Origin of the sequence: Noviherbaspirillum sp., from assembly GCF_036563305.1 — a bacterium.
Lineage (GTDB): Bacteria > Pseudomonadota > Gammaproteobacteria > Burkholderiales > Burkholderiaceae_D > Noviherbaspirillum.
The window spans coordinates 58,156-75,652 of record NZ_DATCMQ010000003.1 but is presented as its reverse complement, the minus strand read 5'-3'; the positions used below and the strand labels follow the sequence as shown (position 1 = coordinate 75,652).

Below are 17,497 nucleotides of genomic sequence, written 5' to 3'. Positions count from 1 at the left end.
GTGGCGACCTGGAGATGGCATGCGCCGATGCACCCCGCGGACATGCTGCGCGAGATGCAGTCGCGGTCGTCATGGCCTCTTGCGGAGCAGGTCCGTCGGTCGCCGTAGAGCACGACTCCGTCGCTCAGCACACCTGCACAGAGGGAGATGGCAGCGTCATCGAAACGCGCGCGTTCCGGTTGTGCCAGGACAGTGTTCCTTCTGTTTCACTCTCGCGCGGCCAAGCCGGAAGGTGCGTGCAATGGCGATGAATGACGACCTCGGCGGGAAACCTCGACGCCAGCGCGACGGTAAAGCGGGTGCTGGCGCTAACCGATGTTGTCTTCCTGCTGCAGAAGCTCGCAGAAGCGCTTGTATTCCTCGGCGTTCAGCTCCGTCCCGGCAATGAGCTTGTGGAAGCGCGCGTTCAGTTCAGGGGACATCCCGCCGTCCAATGATGCGCGCCGTCGCAACTCCTGGATTGCGAGGAAATCGTGCTGCTCCATGAAGCCCGCGCCAGCTTCTTCGATGTCTTCCATCTCGTGCAGAAGTTCGCTGTCCGACTTCTGCCGAACCGGCCCGGCTGGCTCGTATCTAGCGGAAAAGGCAGGCAGCAGATTGATCAGCTCATCCCGCTCTTCCACAGAGATAGTCCCGTCTACTGCCTTGCCGATCAGTTCACGTTCACGCGGGGAGATGACGCCGTCGTTCTGACGCGCGCGCTCCAACAGCGCAGAGCGGTGATGCTCTTTGTTCGTACTGAATAGTGCTGTACCGCCACCGTTGATGCGATCCAGATCCGCCAGAATTCGATAGACCTCGTTCGCCATCATGGAATTGTCCACCCGGGTGTCCTCGATAGGCGGGACGAAGTTCACGATTTGTTGCAGGAAAGCGCTTACGTTGATGTTCGATCGCATGGAACTCTCTCTCATCACGGCGACAGTGTCCGCTACGAGAAACAAGTGCGAGGAAAATCCCCCGTACGTAGGTCACCTTGACGCGCAGTTTTTTCCATTTTTGCCGTGCATAGTCAGCATGGGCACTGCGCAGCCACTGCTGCTACGCTTTTTCCCCGCGCGGTATCAGCTTGAACGCGGCGCGCGCCATGCAGACCTCGGTTCCGGTCTCGTCGATCACCGTGCCTTCGCAGAAGGCGATCCGTTTGCCCCGCCGTATCGTGCGAGCTTCGATCCGCACGTCGCCCTGGGCGGGACTGAGGAAGTGAGTGGTCATGTCGATGGTGATCACGCCGGTGCCGAGCGGATCGTGTGCGCGGGCGGCCGCGCTCAAGGTGAAGTCGAGTGCGCTCATCAGGGTGCCGCCATGGATGTCGCCGCGGCTGTTGAGGATCTCCGGCCTGCGCGGCAGGCGCGTGCGGGCGAGTGTTTCGTCGAGATGTTCGGCCTGGAGGCCGATGAGGCGCATCAGTGGGACATCAATGCCGAAGTAGGGTGCTGCCTGGTCCATGTTGCTTTCCAAATGTATATGAGACGACGCGGTGTATGCAGGCGCCGTGAGGATGATTGCGGGAGGCGGGGCTGCCCATGTCCGGCCGCGAGTGATCAGCGGCGCAGTGCCGTGGCTGCTTCAGGGCTTGAGACTGCTGGTTCACGCCCGGCAGATGATAGTGCATTTCATCGACGTAAGTGCATGCTGCCCGGCGGCAGAAAGGTTTCGGCAGGCGCGCAGGGTCCCATGGTGGACGGCCGTAGAGGCGCTTCACCATAAACGATGGCAACGAAGAGGCCCGATGCGATGCATCGCGAGCTGCACGGCGGATCGGAAGCAGAAGCTGTGCCCGGCGCTTTCATGTGCCGATGCAATAGCCGTTTCGGGCAAACATTGGAGTCATGACATTCGGGGTGGCGATTGGCGAAATCCCGAAGAACATCGGCGGAACGCGGAACAAAGCCTCGAGTGTCCGGTCTTGACTTGAACAAGAGATGCACCACGACCGCTGATGCATGTAGTGCGGCACAGGCGGTGGCGGTGAGATGCAAGTACTTGTCGGCACGTTGCGTTCCATGTTGAAAGCCGTGCCAAGACGCGAATGATCGTCGCATGCGCAGAGGTGGCGGAAAGAATGAGCGGCGCGAGTGAAAAGCGTCCACGCGTGCGCAACAACCGGTGTCTCCTCCAACTCCACGGATGTTGGATTCGGCCCGCGGCAGAAATGCCGCGGGCTTTTTTTTGCGCTACTGGAACGCCACCTCGGCAAAGCTGCGCAGCTTCCTGCTGTGCAGCTTGTCCGTCCCCTGCCCGCGCAGCAGCTCGACCGCACGAATGCCGATGCGCAGGTGCTGGTCGACCCGCTCGCGATAGAAATGGTTGGCCATGCCGGGAAGCTTGATCTCGCCGTGCAACGGCTTGTCGCTGACGCACAGCAGGGTGCCGTAGGGGACGCGGAAGCGGAAGCCGTTGGCTGCGATGGTCGCGCTTTCCATGTCGAGTGCGATCGCCCGGCTCTGGCTGAAGCGCCGCACAGCGCTTGACTGCGGCAGCAGCTCCCAGTTGCGGTTGTCCGTGCTGGCGACGGTACCGGTGCGCAGGATGCGCTTGAGCTCATGCCCGGACAACCGCGTGACATCGGCGACGGCGGCCTCGAGCGCGAGCTGAATTTCCGACAGTGCCGGCAGCGGCACCCACAGCGGCAGGTCCTCGTCGAGCACATGGTCTTCGCGCACATAGCCATGGGCGAGCACGTAGTCGCCGAGCTCCTGGGTATTGCGCAGACCGGCGCAGTGCCCGAGCATCAGCCAGGCGTGCGGCCGCAGCACGGCGACGTGGTCGGTGATGGTCTTCGCATTTGCCGGGCCGACGCCGATGTTGATCATCGTGATCCCTTTTCCGTCCTCCCGCACCAGGTGGTAGGCGGGCATCTGCGGCAGTCGTGGCGGCGGTGCACCGAGGTCGTCGCCGGACTGCACGCTCTGTCCCACGCGCCGCGTCACCTGGTTGCCCGGTTCGACGAATGCAACGTAGTGGTCTTCGTTGGGCGGCGCGTCCGGCGCCTGCGCCTGGCCCATGATCTCGTGGCCGAGCTTGATGAACTCGTCGATGTAGAACTGGTAGTTGGTGAACAGTACGAAGTTCTGGAAATGCCGGGGCGCGGTGCCGGTGTAGTGGCGCAGGCGCTGCAGCGAATAGTCGACGCGCGGGGCGGTGAACAGCGACAGGGGTTTGGCTTCGCCGGGCAGCGGCTCGTAGGTGCCGTTGGCAATGCCGTCGTCCATGGCCGCCAGGTCCGGCAGGTCGAACAGGTCGCGCATCCGAAGCCTGCGCGACGGGCTCATGTCGCCCTCGATGTGTTCGTTCTCGCCGAACGAGAAATGCACCGGTATCGGCTGCAGGCTGGTGCCGACCTCGAGCTGCACCGGATGGTTGCAGCCGTGGTTGCGCAACAGCAGGCGAAATTGCTCCCGGTAGTACTTCTCGAACAGGTCGGGCCGCGTGATCGTGGTTTCGTAGGTTCCCGGGCCGGCGACAAAGCCATAGGAGAGACGGGAATCGGCCCGGGCAACGGTGTCCGTATGCACCCGCACGAAAGGATAGCAGGCGCGTATCCGTTCATTGAAGTCTTCGCCGGCGACGAAGCGCTGCAGCGCGTCCCGCAGGTGCGAGATGCTGCGGTCGTACAGCGCGCGCGCATGCTCGAAGGCCGCCGATGGGTCGTCGAAATGGGCGGAAGGGGAGTATTGGGGCGTGAGCAATTGCGGGTCCTCCATCTGGTGTCTCGCTGCCCCTATTGTACGGCGCGGGCGTCGGCTATACGGCAGCCCCGTCGAAGCGCGTCACCGGCAGCTGCTCGGGGTCGAGGCCGTCCAGGCAACGCACGTTGACCGCCGCCATCCGGTTGCCTTTCGGATCCGTGCCTTCCCCGTAGGGATGGATGCCGCAGGCGGGGCAAAAGCGATGGCTGATCACATGCTTGTTGAAGGTATAGGTGGCGGCGTTTTCGTCCGGCGTCGTCAGCCGCAGCGCATCGCGCGGTACAAACCACAGCAGCGCGCCCTTGCGGCGGCAGATCGAGCAGTTGCAAGCCATGACGCCTTCCAGTGTTCCCTCGACCTCGAAGGCCACCCGGCCGCAGTGACAGCTTCCCTGATATTGCATGCGCATCTCCCCGTAGCAGTTGCGTGAATGAGAGGCCGGCATGACAGGTCGTGCCGGCCCGGCATCAGGTTAGCAGAAGCGCGCGCAGCCAGGCCCGGCCCGTGCAGGGCGCGGCGTTGACAGCCGGCGGAATTGGGATTATCTATTGGCCGTCACCACTGTTTGCAGTAGCCGCAGGGCGCGGGTCCGGTGGCTGCGATTCCAGGATGAGGAAAGACCGCCGATGAAGATTCGCATTACCCGATTCGCTCCCCACCAGAACGCCAAAGTCATTGCCGTACTGATGGCCCTCAGCTCCCTGCTCTTCGTGATGCCGATGTGGCTCGTCATGGTCCTGTTTCCGGTCGTGGAAGGGCAGGCGCGGCCGGCGGCCGGCATGTTCCTGCTGTTTCCGGTCATGTACCTTGTCCTGGGCTACCTGATGGTCGCGCTCGCCTGCTGGCTTTACAACCTCGTCTGCCGCTATGTCGGCGGCATCGAGTACGAGGCAAGGAGCGATGAATCGTGATGCATCCGCCTGCCGCTCCGGTTACGATGACCGGAGTCATCCCGGCGGCGCCCGCGTGGCCAGCCGCCTTGCGGAGGCCTTAACATGAGCGCAAGAATCGACAGCACCGTTCCCGTTCTGGCCTCCCTCGATATCCGGGAGTCGCGCGATTTCTATGTCGATCGCCTGGGTTTTGCGGAACGCGGCATGTACGACGACTACCTCATCGTCGTCCGCGATGGCGCCGAGATCCATTTCTGGTTGTGCGAGGAGCGTCGCATCGCGGAGCACACTTCCTGCTACGTGCGGACTGCCGGCACCGATGCCCTGTTCGCGGAGCTGACGAAAGCCGGCCTGGTCCTGCGTCCGCCGGTCGTGCAGCCGTGGGGGATGAAGGAACTGTACGTGATCGACCCCCACGGTAATCTGCTGAAGTTCGGGGAGCCGGCCTGACGGGTGCAGCGCCGGCTGCGGCTACACGTATTCATTGGGAGACGAAAGATGCCTGTCTATCTGCTTGCGCAGTTGAGATTCACCAACCGCGAGGTCTATAACCGCTACCAGTCGCGGTTCATGGGCGTGTTCAGCAAGTTCAACGGGCGGCTGCTCGCCGCCGACGAGCGTCCGGATGTGCTGGAGGGAAGCTGGGATCGCGAAAAGGTGGTGCTGATGTGGTTTCCGGACGCGGCGTCGGCGACGGCATTTTCGATGTCGCCCGAATACCAGGAGATCGCCCGGGACCGCAAGGCCGGCGCGGACGCGATGGTCCTGATGGTGCATGGCTTCCCCGGTGGCGCATGAGACCGCCGGCCATCGCCGGACCGGTTAGGGGCGCGCCCTGCCGGGCGCCCGCTTGTCGCTCCGGACGACAGGCCTGACCGCGGCGAGCGCTGCACGGACGAGATCTTCCCTGGGCATACCCGATGCACGGCGACGCCGGCATTGCGTCACAGGACCTCGGCAACCTCGAGATGGACCGTGCTGCCCTCGCGGTGCCCGGTGGTCAGGAACAGCGTACTGTTGAGCCAGTCAAGCGCGCCCCGCGGCGCCTGGAAACGCAGCACGCCGCGAAAGTAGGGACGCGCGTCCGGGGTCGCCGGCGGACGGCGGATGCCGGTGTTCTCGACCATCACCCGGCCGGCGTTGCCCAGGTCCAGCGCATAGCGCGCCACCAGTTCCACGCTGCCGTCGGGCCGTACGGTCTGAATGTCGTTGCCGCCGGCGACGACCGTGCCCTTGAAGAACGGGCCCTCGGCGCTGCCGCCGAGGATGCGGACGATACGCCGCTCGCATCCGTCGAGGATGCCGAGGCTCTCGGGCGCCGCGACCTCGACCCGTAACAGCGCGACATGGCGCAATGCGATGCCGGTGCCGCTCATGTCCTGGCTCCGTCGCGCAGGCTGTCCTTGTCGAAACCAGCCAGGCGCTTGTAGCGCAAGGAGATGGCTTCCAGCGTCTCGCGCGGAATCACCTCGTCGATGTTGCCGAAGCCCTGGGGGGCGCGCTCTTCCGCCAGCTGCATCACCTGTTCCGGCCCGTTCATCCGGTTGCGCAGCACGATGCCGGTGGTGCGCGGCAACCGCTCCGCCTCGTATTCCCGCAAGGCGTATGACGTGTTCGGGTCGGCGGCGAGGCAGTCGGCCAGGTAGCGCGCATCGAGGATGGCCTGCGCACTGCCGTTGGAGCCGATCGGGTACATCGGGTGCGCGGCGTCGCCGAGCAGGGTCACGCGCTCGAAGGTCCAGCGCGGCAGCGGATCGCGGTCGACCAGCGGGAATTCATAGATTTCGGTGGCGCCGTCGATGACGGCAGGGATGTCGATCCAGTCCCATTTCCAGCCCTGAAACGGCGCGGCGAAGACGGACTTGTCGACCTTGCGGTTCCAGTCGGTGCCGGGCAGCTCGCCGTTCGGCACGCGAAGCTCGGCGATCCAGTTGATCAGCGAACGTCCGTCCCGGCGCAGCGGCTCGGAGATCGGATAGCAGACGAACTTCTGATCCTGGTGGCCGGCCATGAACATGCTGCGGCCATCCATGTAGGGCGTGGCCTCCGTTACTGCGCGCCACAGCATGCGGCCGGAGAAGCGGGGCAGATCGCCGGCCGGGTAGAGAAACTTGCGTACCGCCGAATGGATGCCGTCGGCGCCGACCAGCACGTCCGACACAACTTCGATGTCGCTGCCGTCGGAACGCCGCGTAAATGTCGAGACGACCCGGTCGGCCTCCTGCCGGAACGCCTTGAAGGCATGTCCTGCGTGGATACGGTCGGCACCGAGACGGGACCGGGCGGACGCCAGCAGGGCCATCTGCAGTTCGCCGCGGTGGATGGAGAACTGCGGATAGTCGTAACCGGCCGCCCGTCCGCGCGGCTCGCGCCAGATCTCCTGGCCCAGCTTGTTGAAGTAGGCGAGGGTGGAAGTCTCGATGCCGCGTTCGGCGAGGACATCTTCGAGCCCGAGCTGGCACAGCTGCTGGCTGGCGTGCGGCAACAGGTTGATGCCGACGCCGAGCGGCCGGATCTCCGATACCGCCTCGTATATCTCCACTTCGATGCCGCGCTCATGCAGCATCAGGCCCAGCGTGAGGCCGCCGATGCCGGCGCCTGCAATGGTGATCTTCATTGTGGTCTCCTCGATGTGTTGCCCGGCCTGTTCCGCCGGCGCCTGTCGTCTCTCGTCACTGTTCTAATGTATAACAGTTATATGGCATAACACAAGTCTGCCTGCCACCGTTTCCGCCCGCATGGCGACCGAACCGCAGCGCGGAACGGGTGCGGTCGCATCCCCATTCTGCGGGCTTCCGGCCGCGGGCGCCAGGCTGAAGCATGTCCACCGCGCAAGAAGGGAATGGCGCCATGCACCGTTTCCTGGTCGCGAGCGCCCGTGCGCAGCCGCCGCGGAAGGTGATGGCAGTTATCGATGAGGCGAATGTCGCTATCTTGAACTGTTCCGGCGCGCTACAATCCGGCGACGGCGCCGGCCGGCGGCCGGTATGGATTCAAGCGAAAAGGGAGGCAGTTGTGGCGGGTGGCCGAAAGCCGGAAGGCAGCGGGGAACTGGTGCATTTCAATGCGCGCATCGAAGGCATCAACTACGACATCCTGGACGAGCTGGTCGGCTATGCCGTGCGGCGGGCGCAGCTTTCCATCTACGAGGATTTTGCCGTCTCCCTCGGGCCGGAGGAGATCACGCCGCAGCGGTTCTCCTCGCTCGTCATTATCGGCAGCAACCCCGGCATTTCGCAGACCCGCCTCGCAGAGGTGATGGGTATCGCCCGTTCCGGCGTGGTGTCGATCATCGATCGCTTCGAGAAGGACGGCTACGTGGAACGCCAGGCATCCGACGACCGGCGGTCGTACAACCTGCGGCTGACGCGCGAGGGGCAGAAACAGCTGAAGAAGTACAAGAAAGCGGTCAAGGAGCATGACGACCGGATCTCGCGCGGTCTCAGCGAGGAAGAGCGGCTGCAGCTGCGCTTGCTGCTCCGCAAGCTCGGCCAGTAGCGCCCCGGACACAGGGCCATTTTTGCAGCGCGGCTTGCGTCGGCGCCGCGATTTAATTATATTAAATAACTGTTACACGCCATAACAATAAGCATCTGGAACAGGATGCGGACCGCGGGACGGGCAATGCGGCCACAAGGACAATTGGAGAGACGATGGACTGGCAGATCGCAGGGATACTGGCACAGGACGGCGTGACCTCGGGCGCGGTATACGCGTTGCTGGCGCTTGCGCTGGTACTGGTGTTCTCGGTCACGCGCGTCATCTTCATCCCGCAGGGGGAATTCGTCGCCTTCGGCGCGCTCACGCTGGCGGCGATACAGACCGGCGGCGCGCCGCAGCTGACCTGGCTGGTCATGGTGCTGGGCCTGCTGGCGTTTGCGATGGATTCGGCGGCGACCTGGCGCATGGCCGGCCTGCGGCGGGGGTGGCGTCCCTATGCCACGAATGTTGCCGTGAACCTCGCCCTGCCGATCCTGCTGCACCTGGTATCGCGCAGCCTGCCGCTTGCCGACCTGCCGCAAGCCGCGCAGGCGGCGCTCGCAATGCTGATCGTGATCCCGATGGGGCCGATGATCTACCGCATCGCCTACCAGCGGCTGTCGGAAGCGACCACGCTGGTGCTGCTGATCGTGTCGGTCGCGGTGCACGTGCTGCTGACCGGGATCGGCCTGCTGGTGTTCGGGGCCGAAGGCTCGCGCACCGCCGCCTTCACCGACGCTGCATTCGAGGTCGCCGGCCTGCGCATCACCGGCCAGTCGCTGAGCGTGGTGACGATCTCGGTGCTGCTTATCCTGTGCCTCTACCTGTACTTCGGCCGCACGCTCTCCGGCAAGGCGTTGCGCGCGACCGCCGTCAACCGTCTCGGCGCGCGCATCGTCGGCATCGGCACCAACCAGGCCGGCAAGCTCGCGTTCACGCTCGCGGCGGCGATCGGCGCGCTCTCCGGCGTCCTGATCGGGCCGATCACGACGATCTTCTACGACTCCGGTTTCCTGATCGGCCTGAAGGGCTTCGTCGGGGCGATCGTCGGCGGCCTGGTCAGCTATCCGGCGGCCGCGGCGGGCGCGGTGCTGGTGGGACTGCTGGAAAGCTATTCCTCGTTCTGGGCCAGCGCCTTCAAGGAAGTGGTGGTCTTCACGCTGATCATCCCGGTGCTGCTGTGGCGCTCGCTCACCGGCAAGCATGTGGAAGAGGAGCATTGAGGCATGCAACGTCATCACTACCCTCCTGGGGCGCTGCTCCTGCTCGGCATCCTTGTGCCGCTGCTGCCGACGCCGGAATACTGGATCAGCCTGCTGAACTACATCGGCCTGTACAGCCTGGTCGCGCTGGGCCTGGTGCTGCTGACCGGGGTTGCGGGGCTGACCTCGTTCGGCCAGGCGGCTTTCGTCGGCCTCGGCGCCTACAGTACCGCCTACCTGTCGCTCAAGTTCGGCCTGTCGCCGTGGATCGGACTGACCGCCGGGCTGGCGATCACCGTCGTCTCGGCATGGGTGATCGGCATCATCACCCTGCGCATGTCGGGGCACTACCTGCCGCTGGCAACCATCGCCTGGGGCATCTCGCTTTACTTCCTGTTCGGTAACCTCGACTTCCTGAACAAGTACGACGGCCTCAGCGGCATTCCGCCGCTCAGCCTGGGCGGATTTGACTTGGCCTCCGGGCGTTCCATGTACTACCTGATCTGGGCGATCGTGCTGCTGGCGGCATTCGCGGTGCACAACCTGCTCGACTCCCGGCCCGGCCGGGCGATACGCGCCCTCAAGGGCGGCAGCACGATGGCCGAGGCCATGGGCGTCAACACGCGGCGCATGAAGGTGGTCGCCTTCGTCTTCTCGGCGGTGCTGGCTTGCGTGTCGGGCTGGCTGTACGCGCATTTCCAGCGCACGGTGAACCCGTCCCCGTTCGGGCTGAACTACGGCATCGAGTACCTGTTCATGGCGGTGGTCGGTGGCATCGGCCATATCTGGGGCGCGCTGCTCGGGTCGGCGTTGCTGACCCTGCTGAAGGACGGCCTCCAATCCGTGCTGCCGCGCCTGCTCGGATCGAACGGCAATTATGAAATGATCGTGTTCGGCGCGTTGATGGTGGTGCTGCTGCAATATGCGCCCAACGGCCTGTGGCCCTATCTGCGCAGGCTGTTTCCGCAACGCCCCGCCGCGCCGGTCCCGCCGCAGGCGTCGCCGCTGGACCGGGCCGCCAAGCCGGCCGCCGGCGAGACGGTGCTGGAGGTGCGCGCCGCGCGCAAGCAGTTCGGCGGCCTGGTTGCGGTCAATGACGTCAGCTTCGAGGTGCGCGCCGCCGAGATCGTCGGCCTGATCGGGCCGAACGGCGCCGGCAAGTCGACCACCTTCAACCTGGTGACCGGCTTGCTGCCGCTGACCGCCGGCGAGGTGCGCTTTCGCGGGCAGGCCATCGCGGGTTTGCCGTCGCGCGAAATCGCCCGCCGCGGCATCGGCAGGACCTTCCAGCATGTGCAGCTGCTGCCGGCGATGAGCGTGCTCGAGAACGTCGCCATCGGCGCCCACCTGCGCGGCGACTTCCGGCCGCAGGGCGGCGTGTTCGCCAGCATCCTGCGCATGAACCGCCGGGAAGAAGCCCGGCTCCTGCATGAGGCCGCCGTGCAGCTCAAGCGGGTCGGGCTGGGCGACCATCTCCATGCCGAGGCCGGCAGCCTGGCGCTCGGCCAGCAGCGCATCGTCGAGATCGCGCGCGCACTGTGCACCGACCCGGCGCTGCTGCTGCTCGACGAACCCGCGGCCGGACTGCGGCTGCAGGAGAAGCAGGCGCTGGCCGCGCTGCTGAAGCAGCTGAAGGCCGACGGCATGAGCATCCTGATCGTCGAGCACGACATGGACTTCGTGATGAACCTGACCGACCGCCTGGTGGTGATGGAATTCGGCACCCGGATCGCCGAGGGCAAGCCGGAGGCGATACAGAAGGACCCGGCGGTGCTGGAAGCCTACCTGGGCGGCGTGGACTGAGGAGCGGACATGGAAGCGATACTGGAGGTGCAGGACCTGCACGTCCGCTACGGCAAGGTGGAGGCGGTGCACGGCGTGAGCCTGTCGGTCGCGCCGGGGCAGATCGTCTCGGTGATCGGCCCCAACGGCGCCGGCAAGTCGACCACGCTGAATGCGATCATGGGCACGATGGACGGCACCGCTTCGTCGAGCGGCATCGTCCGTTTCCTTTGCGAGGACATCGGGCCGATGCCGGTGGAGGAGAGGGTGCGGCGCGGCATGTGCCTGGTGCCAGAGACGCGCGAGCTGTTTTCCTCGATGAGCGTCCTGGACAACCTCCGGCTCGGCGCATGGCCGCGCCGGCGCGCCGGCGACCGCAACTGCATGGACCAGCTGGAAACCGTCTACCGCCTGTTTCCGCGGCTGGAGGAGCGGGCGCAGCAGGACGCCGGCACCTTGTCCGGCGGCGAGCGGCAGATGCTGGCGCTCGGCCGCGCGCTGATGGCCAAGCCGAAGCTGCTGATGCTGGACGAACCGAGCCTGGGACTGGCGCCGCTGATCGTCAGGGAGATCTTTCACGTGGTCAGCCGGCTGCGGTCCACCGGCGTTGCCATCCTGCTGATCGAGCAGAATGCGCGCGCCGCGCTGCAGGTGTCCGACCACGGCTATGTGCTGGAGACCGGCAACGTCGCGCTGCACGGGCCGGCACAGGAACTCGCCGGCAACCGCCGCGTGATCGACACCTATCTCGGGCTCGGCCGGCAGGCCGCCGCCTGAAGACGGGCATGCAGGGAACGCCGGGAAGCGCCGCGGTTGCGGCCCGGCGTGCAGGCGTGAACAACCGCTCTTTACGTACAACGACCCAACTGAAGGAGACATCATGAAGACCGCTCTACGCCCCATCGTCGCCGCGCTCGCCGCCAGCCTGCTCAGCGGTATCGCCCATGCCGACATCACGATCGGCGTCAGCCTGCCGCTCACCGGTCCGGCCTCCGGCCTCGGCATTCCCACAAAGAACGGCATCTCGCTCTGGCCCGACACCATCGGCGGCGAGAAGGTGAAAGTCATCATGCTCGATGACGCATCCGACACCACGCAGTCGGCGAAGAACGGCCGCCGCCTGGTGACCGAGGACAAGGTCGACGTGATCGTCGGCTCGACGGCGACGCCGGCATCGGTTGCGCTGGCCGACGTGGCGGCCGAGGGGCAGACGGTGCAGATCTCGACCTCGCCGGTCGACCTGCCGGAAGGCAAGGGCGGCTGGACCTTCCGCGTCGCGCAGTCGACGCCGCTGATGGCCAGCGCAGTGATCGACCACATGAAGAAGCAGGGCGTCAAGACCTATGCCTACCTCGGCTACTCCGATGCCTACGGCGAGACCTGGCTGAAATCCTTCAACGACCTGGCCGGCAAGGCAGGCCTGCAGTCGGTCGCGACCGAACGCTTCGCGCGGGCCGACACCAGCGTGACCGCGCAGGCACTGAAGATCGTCTCGGCCCGCCCCGACGCGATCCTGATCGGCGCCTCCGGCAGCGGTTCGGCGATGCCGCACAAGGCGATTGTCGAGCGCGGGTACAAGGGCAGGATTTACCAGACCCACGGCGCGGCGTCGCGCGACCTGATCCGCATCGGCGGCAAGGATGTCGAGGGCGCGTTCGTCGTCGCCGGGCTGGCCGTCATGCCGGAGGCACTGCCGGAGAACCACCCCTCGAAGAAGCTGGCGGTGGATTTCGTCGAGCGCTATGAGAAGCAGTTCGGCGCCGGTACCCGCAACCAGTTCGCGGCCCACGGCTACGACGCCCAGCTGCTGCTGCAGGCGGTGGTGCCCGAAGCGCTGAAGAAGGGCAAGCCGGGCACGCCGGAATTCCGCGCGGCGCTCAAGCAGGCGCTGGAAGCCGGCAGGCCCATCGCCATCACGCAGGGCGTGGTGCGTTACACCGCGAAGGACCACTTCGGCCTGGAAGACAATGCGCGGGTGATGCTGACGGTCGACAAGGGCGACTGGAAGCTGGTGGACGCGAAGTAAGCGCAGGACGCAAGACCGGCGGGGCGCACGCGCTCCGCCCGGTTCCCGCCATCGCTGCGCTGCGCGGGCTACGCGCCGGCGCAGCGGGCGCTACCGGTGCCGGCCTGCAGGATGCGTCCCTCCACGAACAACGGAAAGAACTCCTCCGCCGGCTTCGGCTCGCTGATCACGAAGCCCTGGATCTCGTCGCAGGCGGTGCCGCGCAGGAACTGCAGATGCTCCGTTGACTCGACGCCTTCCGACACTACCGTCAGGTCGAGCGCATGCGCAAGGTCGATGACCGATTGCGCCAGCACCATCGTGTCGATCTTCTCGCCGCTGGCGGGCTGGAGGAAGGAACGGTCCAGCTTCAGGCAATCGAGCGGAAACTGGCGCAGGGATGACAGCGCCGAGTAGCCGGTGCCGAAATCGTCGATGGCCAGGCGCACGTCCATCGCCTTGAGCGAGCGCATCACGTCGCAGGCCAGCGCCGCGTCCTTCATCAGCACCGACTCCGTCACCTCGAGTTCCAGCAGCCGCCCCGGCAGCCCGCTTGATGCGAGCGCCTGCTGCACCGCCGTCAGTATTCGCCGGTCCTGCAGCTGGCGCGCCGACAGGTTGACCGAGACCACCAGGTCCCTGCCGCTGCGCACACGCCATTCCTGCGCCTGCCGGGTGGCCTGCAGCAGCACCCAGTTGCCGAGCTCGTTGATCTGCCCCGTTTCCTCCGCGAGCGGGATGAACTCGAGCGGCGAGATCGGCCCCAGCTTCTCGTGCCGCCAGCGCAGCAGCGCCTCCATCCCGGTCACTTCCATCGTCTGCAGGTGCACCCGCGGCTGGTAGTGCAGGGACAGCTGGCCGAGTTCGGCCGCGTGCCGCATATCCTGCTGCAGGGTCAGGCGCCGGCTTGCTTCCTCCCGCATCTCGGCCGTGAAGAAGCAGTACTGGCCGCGTCCCTGCGCCTTGGCGCGATACAGCGCGCTGTCTGCACTGGACATCAGCACCTGCGCGGTGTCGCCGTCCCGCGGATGCATGCTGATGCCGATCGAGGTGCCGACGCGGATTTCCTGCTGGCCGATCAGTACCGGCGCCGCCAGCGCGTCCAGCAGCTTCTCCGCGATGCGTGCCGCGGAGACCGCCTCCTTGCTGCATTCCGCCAGGAGCACGAATTCATCGCCGCCCATCCGCGCCAGGACGTCTTCCGGACGCAGGCAGGCGCGCAGCCGGCGCGCGATCTCCTGCAGCAACGCATCGCCGAACTTGTGGCCGAGCGAATCGTTGACTTCCTTGAAGCGGTCGAGGTCGATGAAGAAGACCGCCTGCGCGGCACCGCCGCGACGGTCGCTCAGCCTTGCCGCCAGCCGCTCGTCGAACGCCGCACGATTGGCGAGGCCGGTCAGCACGTCGGACGTGGCCAGCCGCTGCAGCTCGCCGGCTGTCTTCAGTTCGCGCGTGACGTCGCGCGTCGCGCCCCGGTATCCCTGGAACACGCCATCCTCGTAAAACGGCTCGCCCGACATCCGGGTATGGCGCACCACGCCCGGGAAGGTCGGTACGCAGACGGAAACGACCAGATCCCTGAATGGCTCCCTGGCGGCGAAGCGGGCGAGAAATTCGACCACGCCGGGCTGCGTGCTGTCGTACGCGGTCTCCTTCATGTCGCGGCCGACGATATGCTCCTGCGGCAGGCCGAGGCGAAGAAAGATGCCTTCGGAGATGAAGGTGTAGCGGCCTTCGGCGCTGAGCTCCCAGTACCAGTCGGACGAGAGCTTGGTCAGGCTGCGGAAGCGCTCTTCCCTGCGCTGCTGTTCCCGCTGCGCCGCCATCTGCTGCGTGATGTCGCGCCCGACCGCGACGCTGCCTTGTTTTTTTCCCGATGCCGGATCGATGACGGCGCGGGTATTGGCGCTGATCCAGACCCAGCCGCCGTCCTTGCGGCGCGCCCGCATGTTGAGCAGGCCCCCGGTCCGTAATGGGGCCGACTGTTCGGCCTTCGCCAGGTCCTCCGGATGAAGAAAGCGACGCACCGGCTGGCCGATCATCTCCTGCGCCTGGTAGCCGAGGATCTCGGTGTGCGACGGCGAAACATAGACGTAGTTGCCGTGCGCATCCATGTACGACACCATGTCGCCGGCGTTCTCGGTGAGCAGGCGGTGCTCGGCCTCGCTGCGCAGCAGGCGTTCCCGGGTCGCATGCTGGCGGCTGACATCGACCAGGGTGCCGAGGAAGCCGGTGACGCGGCCGGCGGCATCGAGCTTCGGCGCGGTCGTGCTGTGTATCCACCGGACGGTGCCGTCGGAACGCAGCACGCGGTACTCCGCCGTGAATTGCTCCTTGCGCTGCCACAGGCACCTGGCGAGCTCGCGCACGGCGGGAAGATCGTCCGGATGGATGACCCGGCTCCAGTCCGACATGCGGACGGAGCGGGGTGCGGCATATTTCGCGCTATGGGGATCGAGATAAACGCATAGTCCGGTCCGATCGGCTTCCCAGACGATGCAGTACGCGGCGTCCGCCAGCATGCGCAGGCCGACTTTCGGCCTGCCGGCGGGTTGTACGTGCATTGGCATGTTGTTCACAAAGACTGCGTGCCGCGCCTGACATTCGGCGCCGGCTTCAAGCTGCTATCAGACCATACGGATTGCCGCGGCGCAACAGGAGCGTCCGCAGGTGTTGCGCATGGTGGCATGCCGGCAACGCGGCGCCGGACGTGGTCGAGCGGCGCTCAGCCTGGATCCCGCCGGTTGTTCGAGGAACGCCGCGCCCGGGCCATCCGCCGCACGAGGCCCGACAATCCGTCCGGCGTACGCGGAAACTGCGCCATCCGGTGCGGCTTGCCGACATCGGCCAGCACCTGCTCGGCCGCGAGCATGCCGGACATCACCGCGCTCTCCATCGTGCACGGCAGGTGGGTCTGCACCCAGTCGCCGGCAAGGATCAGGCCGGATACCGGCGTGCGCGGGGGCGGACGCCGGCTTTCGGTGCCCGGCGTCGGACAGGGAATCGCCATCGGGATGCGGTGCACCCGGGCATGCGTCAACCGCGCTCCTGCCGCGTCGGGCGCGAATTCCGCCATCTCCCGGACCGTCGCGCGGATGATGTCGTCGTCCGTCATGTCGTGCGCCCGATGGCTGTAGATGATATTGGTGGCGACCACGGAGGGCCGGTCCTGCCAGCCTCGCCGGATCTTGCTGAGGTCGTAGAAATCGTAGTTGAGGCGCGACGGCGACCACAGGTGGGAGACGAAGCGCTTGTTCGTCACCACCCGGTCGAACCAGAGATAGCAGGAGACATACGGGCTGGGCTCGAAGGCCGACAGGTCGCTGAACGGCTGCGCGGCTTTCCACGCCTCGGGCAGCACCGCATCGAGATCGCGCGGCGGCAGGGCGCTCACGATGTGCCGCGCGCGCAGGCGGCTGCCGTCGGCGAGGATCACGGTATCGGCCGCGCCGCGTCCGCTTGCGTCCGGCGTGCCGGTGATGGCGCAAATGGCGCTGTTCATCAGGACCGCGCCGCCGGCCGCTTCGATCACCCGTGTCGCCTGCGCGGCGTAGAGCTCGGCCAGTCCGACTGCCGCAAAGCCAAAATGCAGCCGCCGGTATCCGCTGAGCTGGGAATGGATGCGCAGCAGCGCGGCGGCCGAGCACCGTTCGAGCGGCACGTTGGTCACCACCATCGCCGCAAATTTCCACCACCAGGCGATCATGGGCTCGCTCACGCCCGCGCTGCGAAGGAAATCCAGCGCCGTCGTCCGGTCGAGCGCCGGGATGTCCTCTTCCAGGAGCTTCATCGCACGCCAGGTGGTGCGAGCCATCGACAAGTGGTCCCTGATCGACAGGCCCGGCGCCTTCAGCAGGCTGGGGATGAGACTCAGCGGCGGCGGCAGCGCGGCATGCCGGAGCGCGGTGAGATGGGGCTTGCTGGCGATTGCCAGCACCTCCTCGGGCTGCCACTGTATCTGCTCGCGCGTGCCCAGCCGCTTCAGCAGCGACAGCATGTTCCGATACTCGGAGTGCATCACGTGGGGGCCGATGTCGACCATGTCGCCGGTCGCGCGGTCCGGCCAGCTGCCTGCGCGTCCGCCGAGCCGGTCCGACCGTTCGAGGACCGTGACCCGCAGGCCGCGGTCCGACAGCGCGACACCGCAGGCGAGGCCGGCAAGTCCGCCGCCGGCAATGATGACATCTGGCATTCACACCTCCTGGATCAGAATCGAAGTCGGGCAGCGATGGCGCGTCCGGCATGCGTGTGACATTCGACGCGTGCCGGCAGGACAAGCATGCGCCGCGGCCCGTCCGAGTTGTTGGATAGACATGAGCGCTGCGAAAAGTGTTCACCACGCGATTTGCCGAAGCGCAGGCCCGCGCCTTGCGGCAAGAAGCAATTGCTTTCCTGTTGCCGAAATGCCAGCATTGGCGGCGCGCCGGTCGGGCGCCGGCCATC

General features: G+C 66.1%; 16 protein-coding genes. 8 read left to right on the top strand and 8 right to left on the bottom strand.

Annotated elements, in window-relative coordinates; all coding sequences use genetic code 11:
- Nucleotides 1–308: 308 nt before the first annotated feature.
- From VIM12_RS00715 to VIM12_RS00700, 4 genes are all read right to left on the bottom strand, one after another.
- Nucleotides 309–899, bottom strand: coding sequence for a hypothetical protein (locus VIM12_RS00715; RefSeq protein WP_331939685.1), 591 nt, complete (start codon nucleotides 897–899; stop codon nucleotides 309–311).
- Nucleotides 900–1,041: 142 nt separating this feature from the next.
- On the bottom strand, nucleotides 1,042–1,449 hold the full coding sequence (locus tag VIM12_RS00710) for a PaaI family thioesterase (protein WP_331939684.1): 408 nt from the start codon (nucleotides 1,447–1,449) through the stop codon (nucleotides 1,042–1,044).
- A 728-nt stretch (nucleotides 1,450–2,177) separates the two neighbouring features.
- Nucleotides 2,178–3,707 carry an AMP nucleosidase gene (locus VIM12_RS00705; protein WP_331939683.1) on the bottom strand — a complete coding sequence of 510 codons (1,530 nt, stop codon included), beginning with the start codon at nucleotides 3,705–3,707 and terminating at the stop codon, nucleotides 2,178–2,180.
- Nucleotides 3,708–3,747: 40 nt separating this feature from the next.
- The gene (locus tag VIM12_RS00700) at nucleotides 3,748–4,095 is read right to left on the bottom strand and encodes a GFA family protein (RefSeq protein WP_331939682.1); all 348 of its coding nucleotides are present in this window, start codon (nucleotides 4,093–4,095) and stop codon (nucleotides 3,748–3,750) included.
- 223 nt (nucleotides 4,096–4,318) lie between these two features.
- Between VIM12_RS00700 and VIM12_RS00695 the strand changes: the two genes are divergently transcribed.
- From VIM12_RS00695 to VIM12_RS00685, 3 genes are all read left to right on the top strand, one after another.
- The gene (locus VIM12_RS00695; protein WP_331939681.1) at nucleotides 4,319–4,603 is read left to right on the top strand and encodes a hypothetical protein; all 285 of its coding nucleotides are present in this window, start codon (nucleotides 4,319–4,321) and stop codon (nucleotides 4,601–4,603) included.
- 84 nt (nucleotides 4,604–4,687) lie between these two features.
- Complete coding sequence (locus tag VIM12_RS00690) at nucleotides 4,688–5,035, top strand: VOC family protein (RefSeq protein ID WP_331939680.1); 348 nt, start codon at nucleotides 4,688–4,690, stop codon at nucleotides 5,033–5,035.
- Between the two features lie 48 nt (nucleotides 5,036–5,083).
- The gene (locus tag VIM12_RS00685) at nucleotides 5,084–5,383 is read left to right on the top strand and encodes a DUF1330 domain-containing protein (protein WP_331939679.1); all 300 of its coding nucleotides are present in this window, start codon (nucleotides 5,084–5,086) and stop codon (nucleotides 5,381–5,383) included.
- Between the two features lie 146 nt (nucleotides 5,384–5,529).
- Here VIM12_RS00685 and VIM12_RS00680 read toward each other — a convergent pair whose 3' ends face one another.
- Nucleotides 5,530–5,961 carry a DUF3237 family protein gene (locus VIM12_RS00680; protein WP_331939678.1) on the bottom strand — a complete coding sequence of 144 codons (432 nt, stop codon included), beginning with the start codon at nucleotides 5,959–5,961 and terminating at the stop codon, nucleotides 5,530–5,532.
- Nucleotides 5,958–7,202 carry a flavin-dependent oxidoreductase gene (locus VIM12_RS00675; protein ID WP_331939677.1) on the bottom strand — a complete coding sequence of 415 codons (1,245 nt, stop codon included), beginning with the start codon at nucleotides 7,200–7,202 and terminating at the stop codon, nucleotides 5,958–5,960. Before VIM12_RS00675 ends, VIM12_RS00680 begins: the two co-directional genes overlap by 4 nt.
- Before the next feature lie 398 nt (nucleotides 7,203–7,600).
- Here VIM12_RS00675 and VIM12_RS00670 point away from each other — a divergent pair, with 398 nt between their 5' ends.
- The 5 genes from VIM12_RS00670 (at nucleotide 7,601) to VIM12_RS00650 (ending at nucleotide 13,075) form a co-directional block, all read left to right on the top strand.
- Complete coding sequence (locus VIM12_RS00670; RefSeq protein ID WP_331939676.1) at nucleotides 7,601–8,083, top strand: MarR family transcriptional regulator; 483 nt, start codon at nucleotides 7,601–7,603, stop codon at nucleotides 8,081–8,083.
- Between the two features lie 155 nt (nucleotides 8,084–8,238).
- Nucleotides 8,239–9,288 (top strand): branched-chain amino acid ABC transporter permease, encoded by a 1,050-nt coding sequence (locus tag VIM12_RS00665; protein WP_331939675.1) that lies wholly within the window; start codon nucleotides 8,239–8,241, stop codon nucleotides 9,286–9,288.
- 3 nt (nucleotides 9,289–9,291) lie between these two features.
- A complete protein-coding gene (locus VIM12_RS00660; protein ID WP_331939674.1) occupies nucleotides 9,292–11,070 on the top strand; it encodes a branched-chain amino acid ABC transporter ATP-binding protein/permease in 1,779 nt (592 codons plus the stop codon).
- 9 nt (nucleotides 11,071–11,079) lie between these two features.
- Complete coding sequence (locus tag VIM12_RS00655) at nucleotides 11,080–11,826, top strand: ABC transporter ATP-binding protein (RefSeq protein ID WP_331939673.1); 747 nt, start codon at nucleotides 11,080–11,082, stop codon at nucleotides 11,824–11,826.
- A 103-nt stretch (nucleotides 11,827–11,929) separates the two neighbouring features.
- The gene (locus VIM12_RS00650; protein WP_331939672.1) at nucleotides 11,930–13,075 is read left to right on the top strand and encodes an ABC transporter substrate-binding protein; all 1,146 of its coding nucleotides are present in this window, start codon (nucleotides 11,930–11,932) and stop codon (nucleotides 13,073–13,075) included.
- Nucleotides 13,076–13,143: 68 nt separating this feature from the next.
- Here VIM12_RS00650 and VIM12_RS00645 read toward each other — a convergent pair whose 3' ends face one another.
- Complete coding sequence (locus tag VIM12_RS00645) at nucleotides 13,144–15,618, bottom strand: sensor domain-containing protein (RefSeq protein ID WP_331939671.1); 2,475 nt, start codon at nucleotides 15,616–15,618, stop codon at nucleotides 13,144–13,146.
- Nucleotides 15,619–15,779: 161 nt separating this feature from the next.
- On the bottom strand, nucleotides 15,780–17,246 hold the full coding sequence (locus VIM12_RS00640) for a hydroxysqualene dehydroxylase (RefSeq protein ID WP_331939670.1): 1,467 nt from the start codon (nucleotides 17,244–17,246) through the stop codon (nucleotides 15,780–15,782).
- Nucleotides 17,247–17,497: the final 251 nt, after the last annotated feature.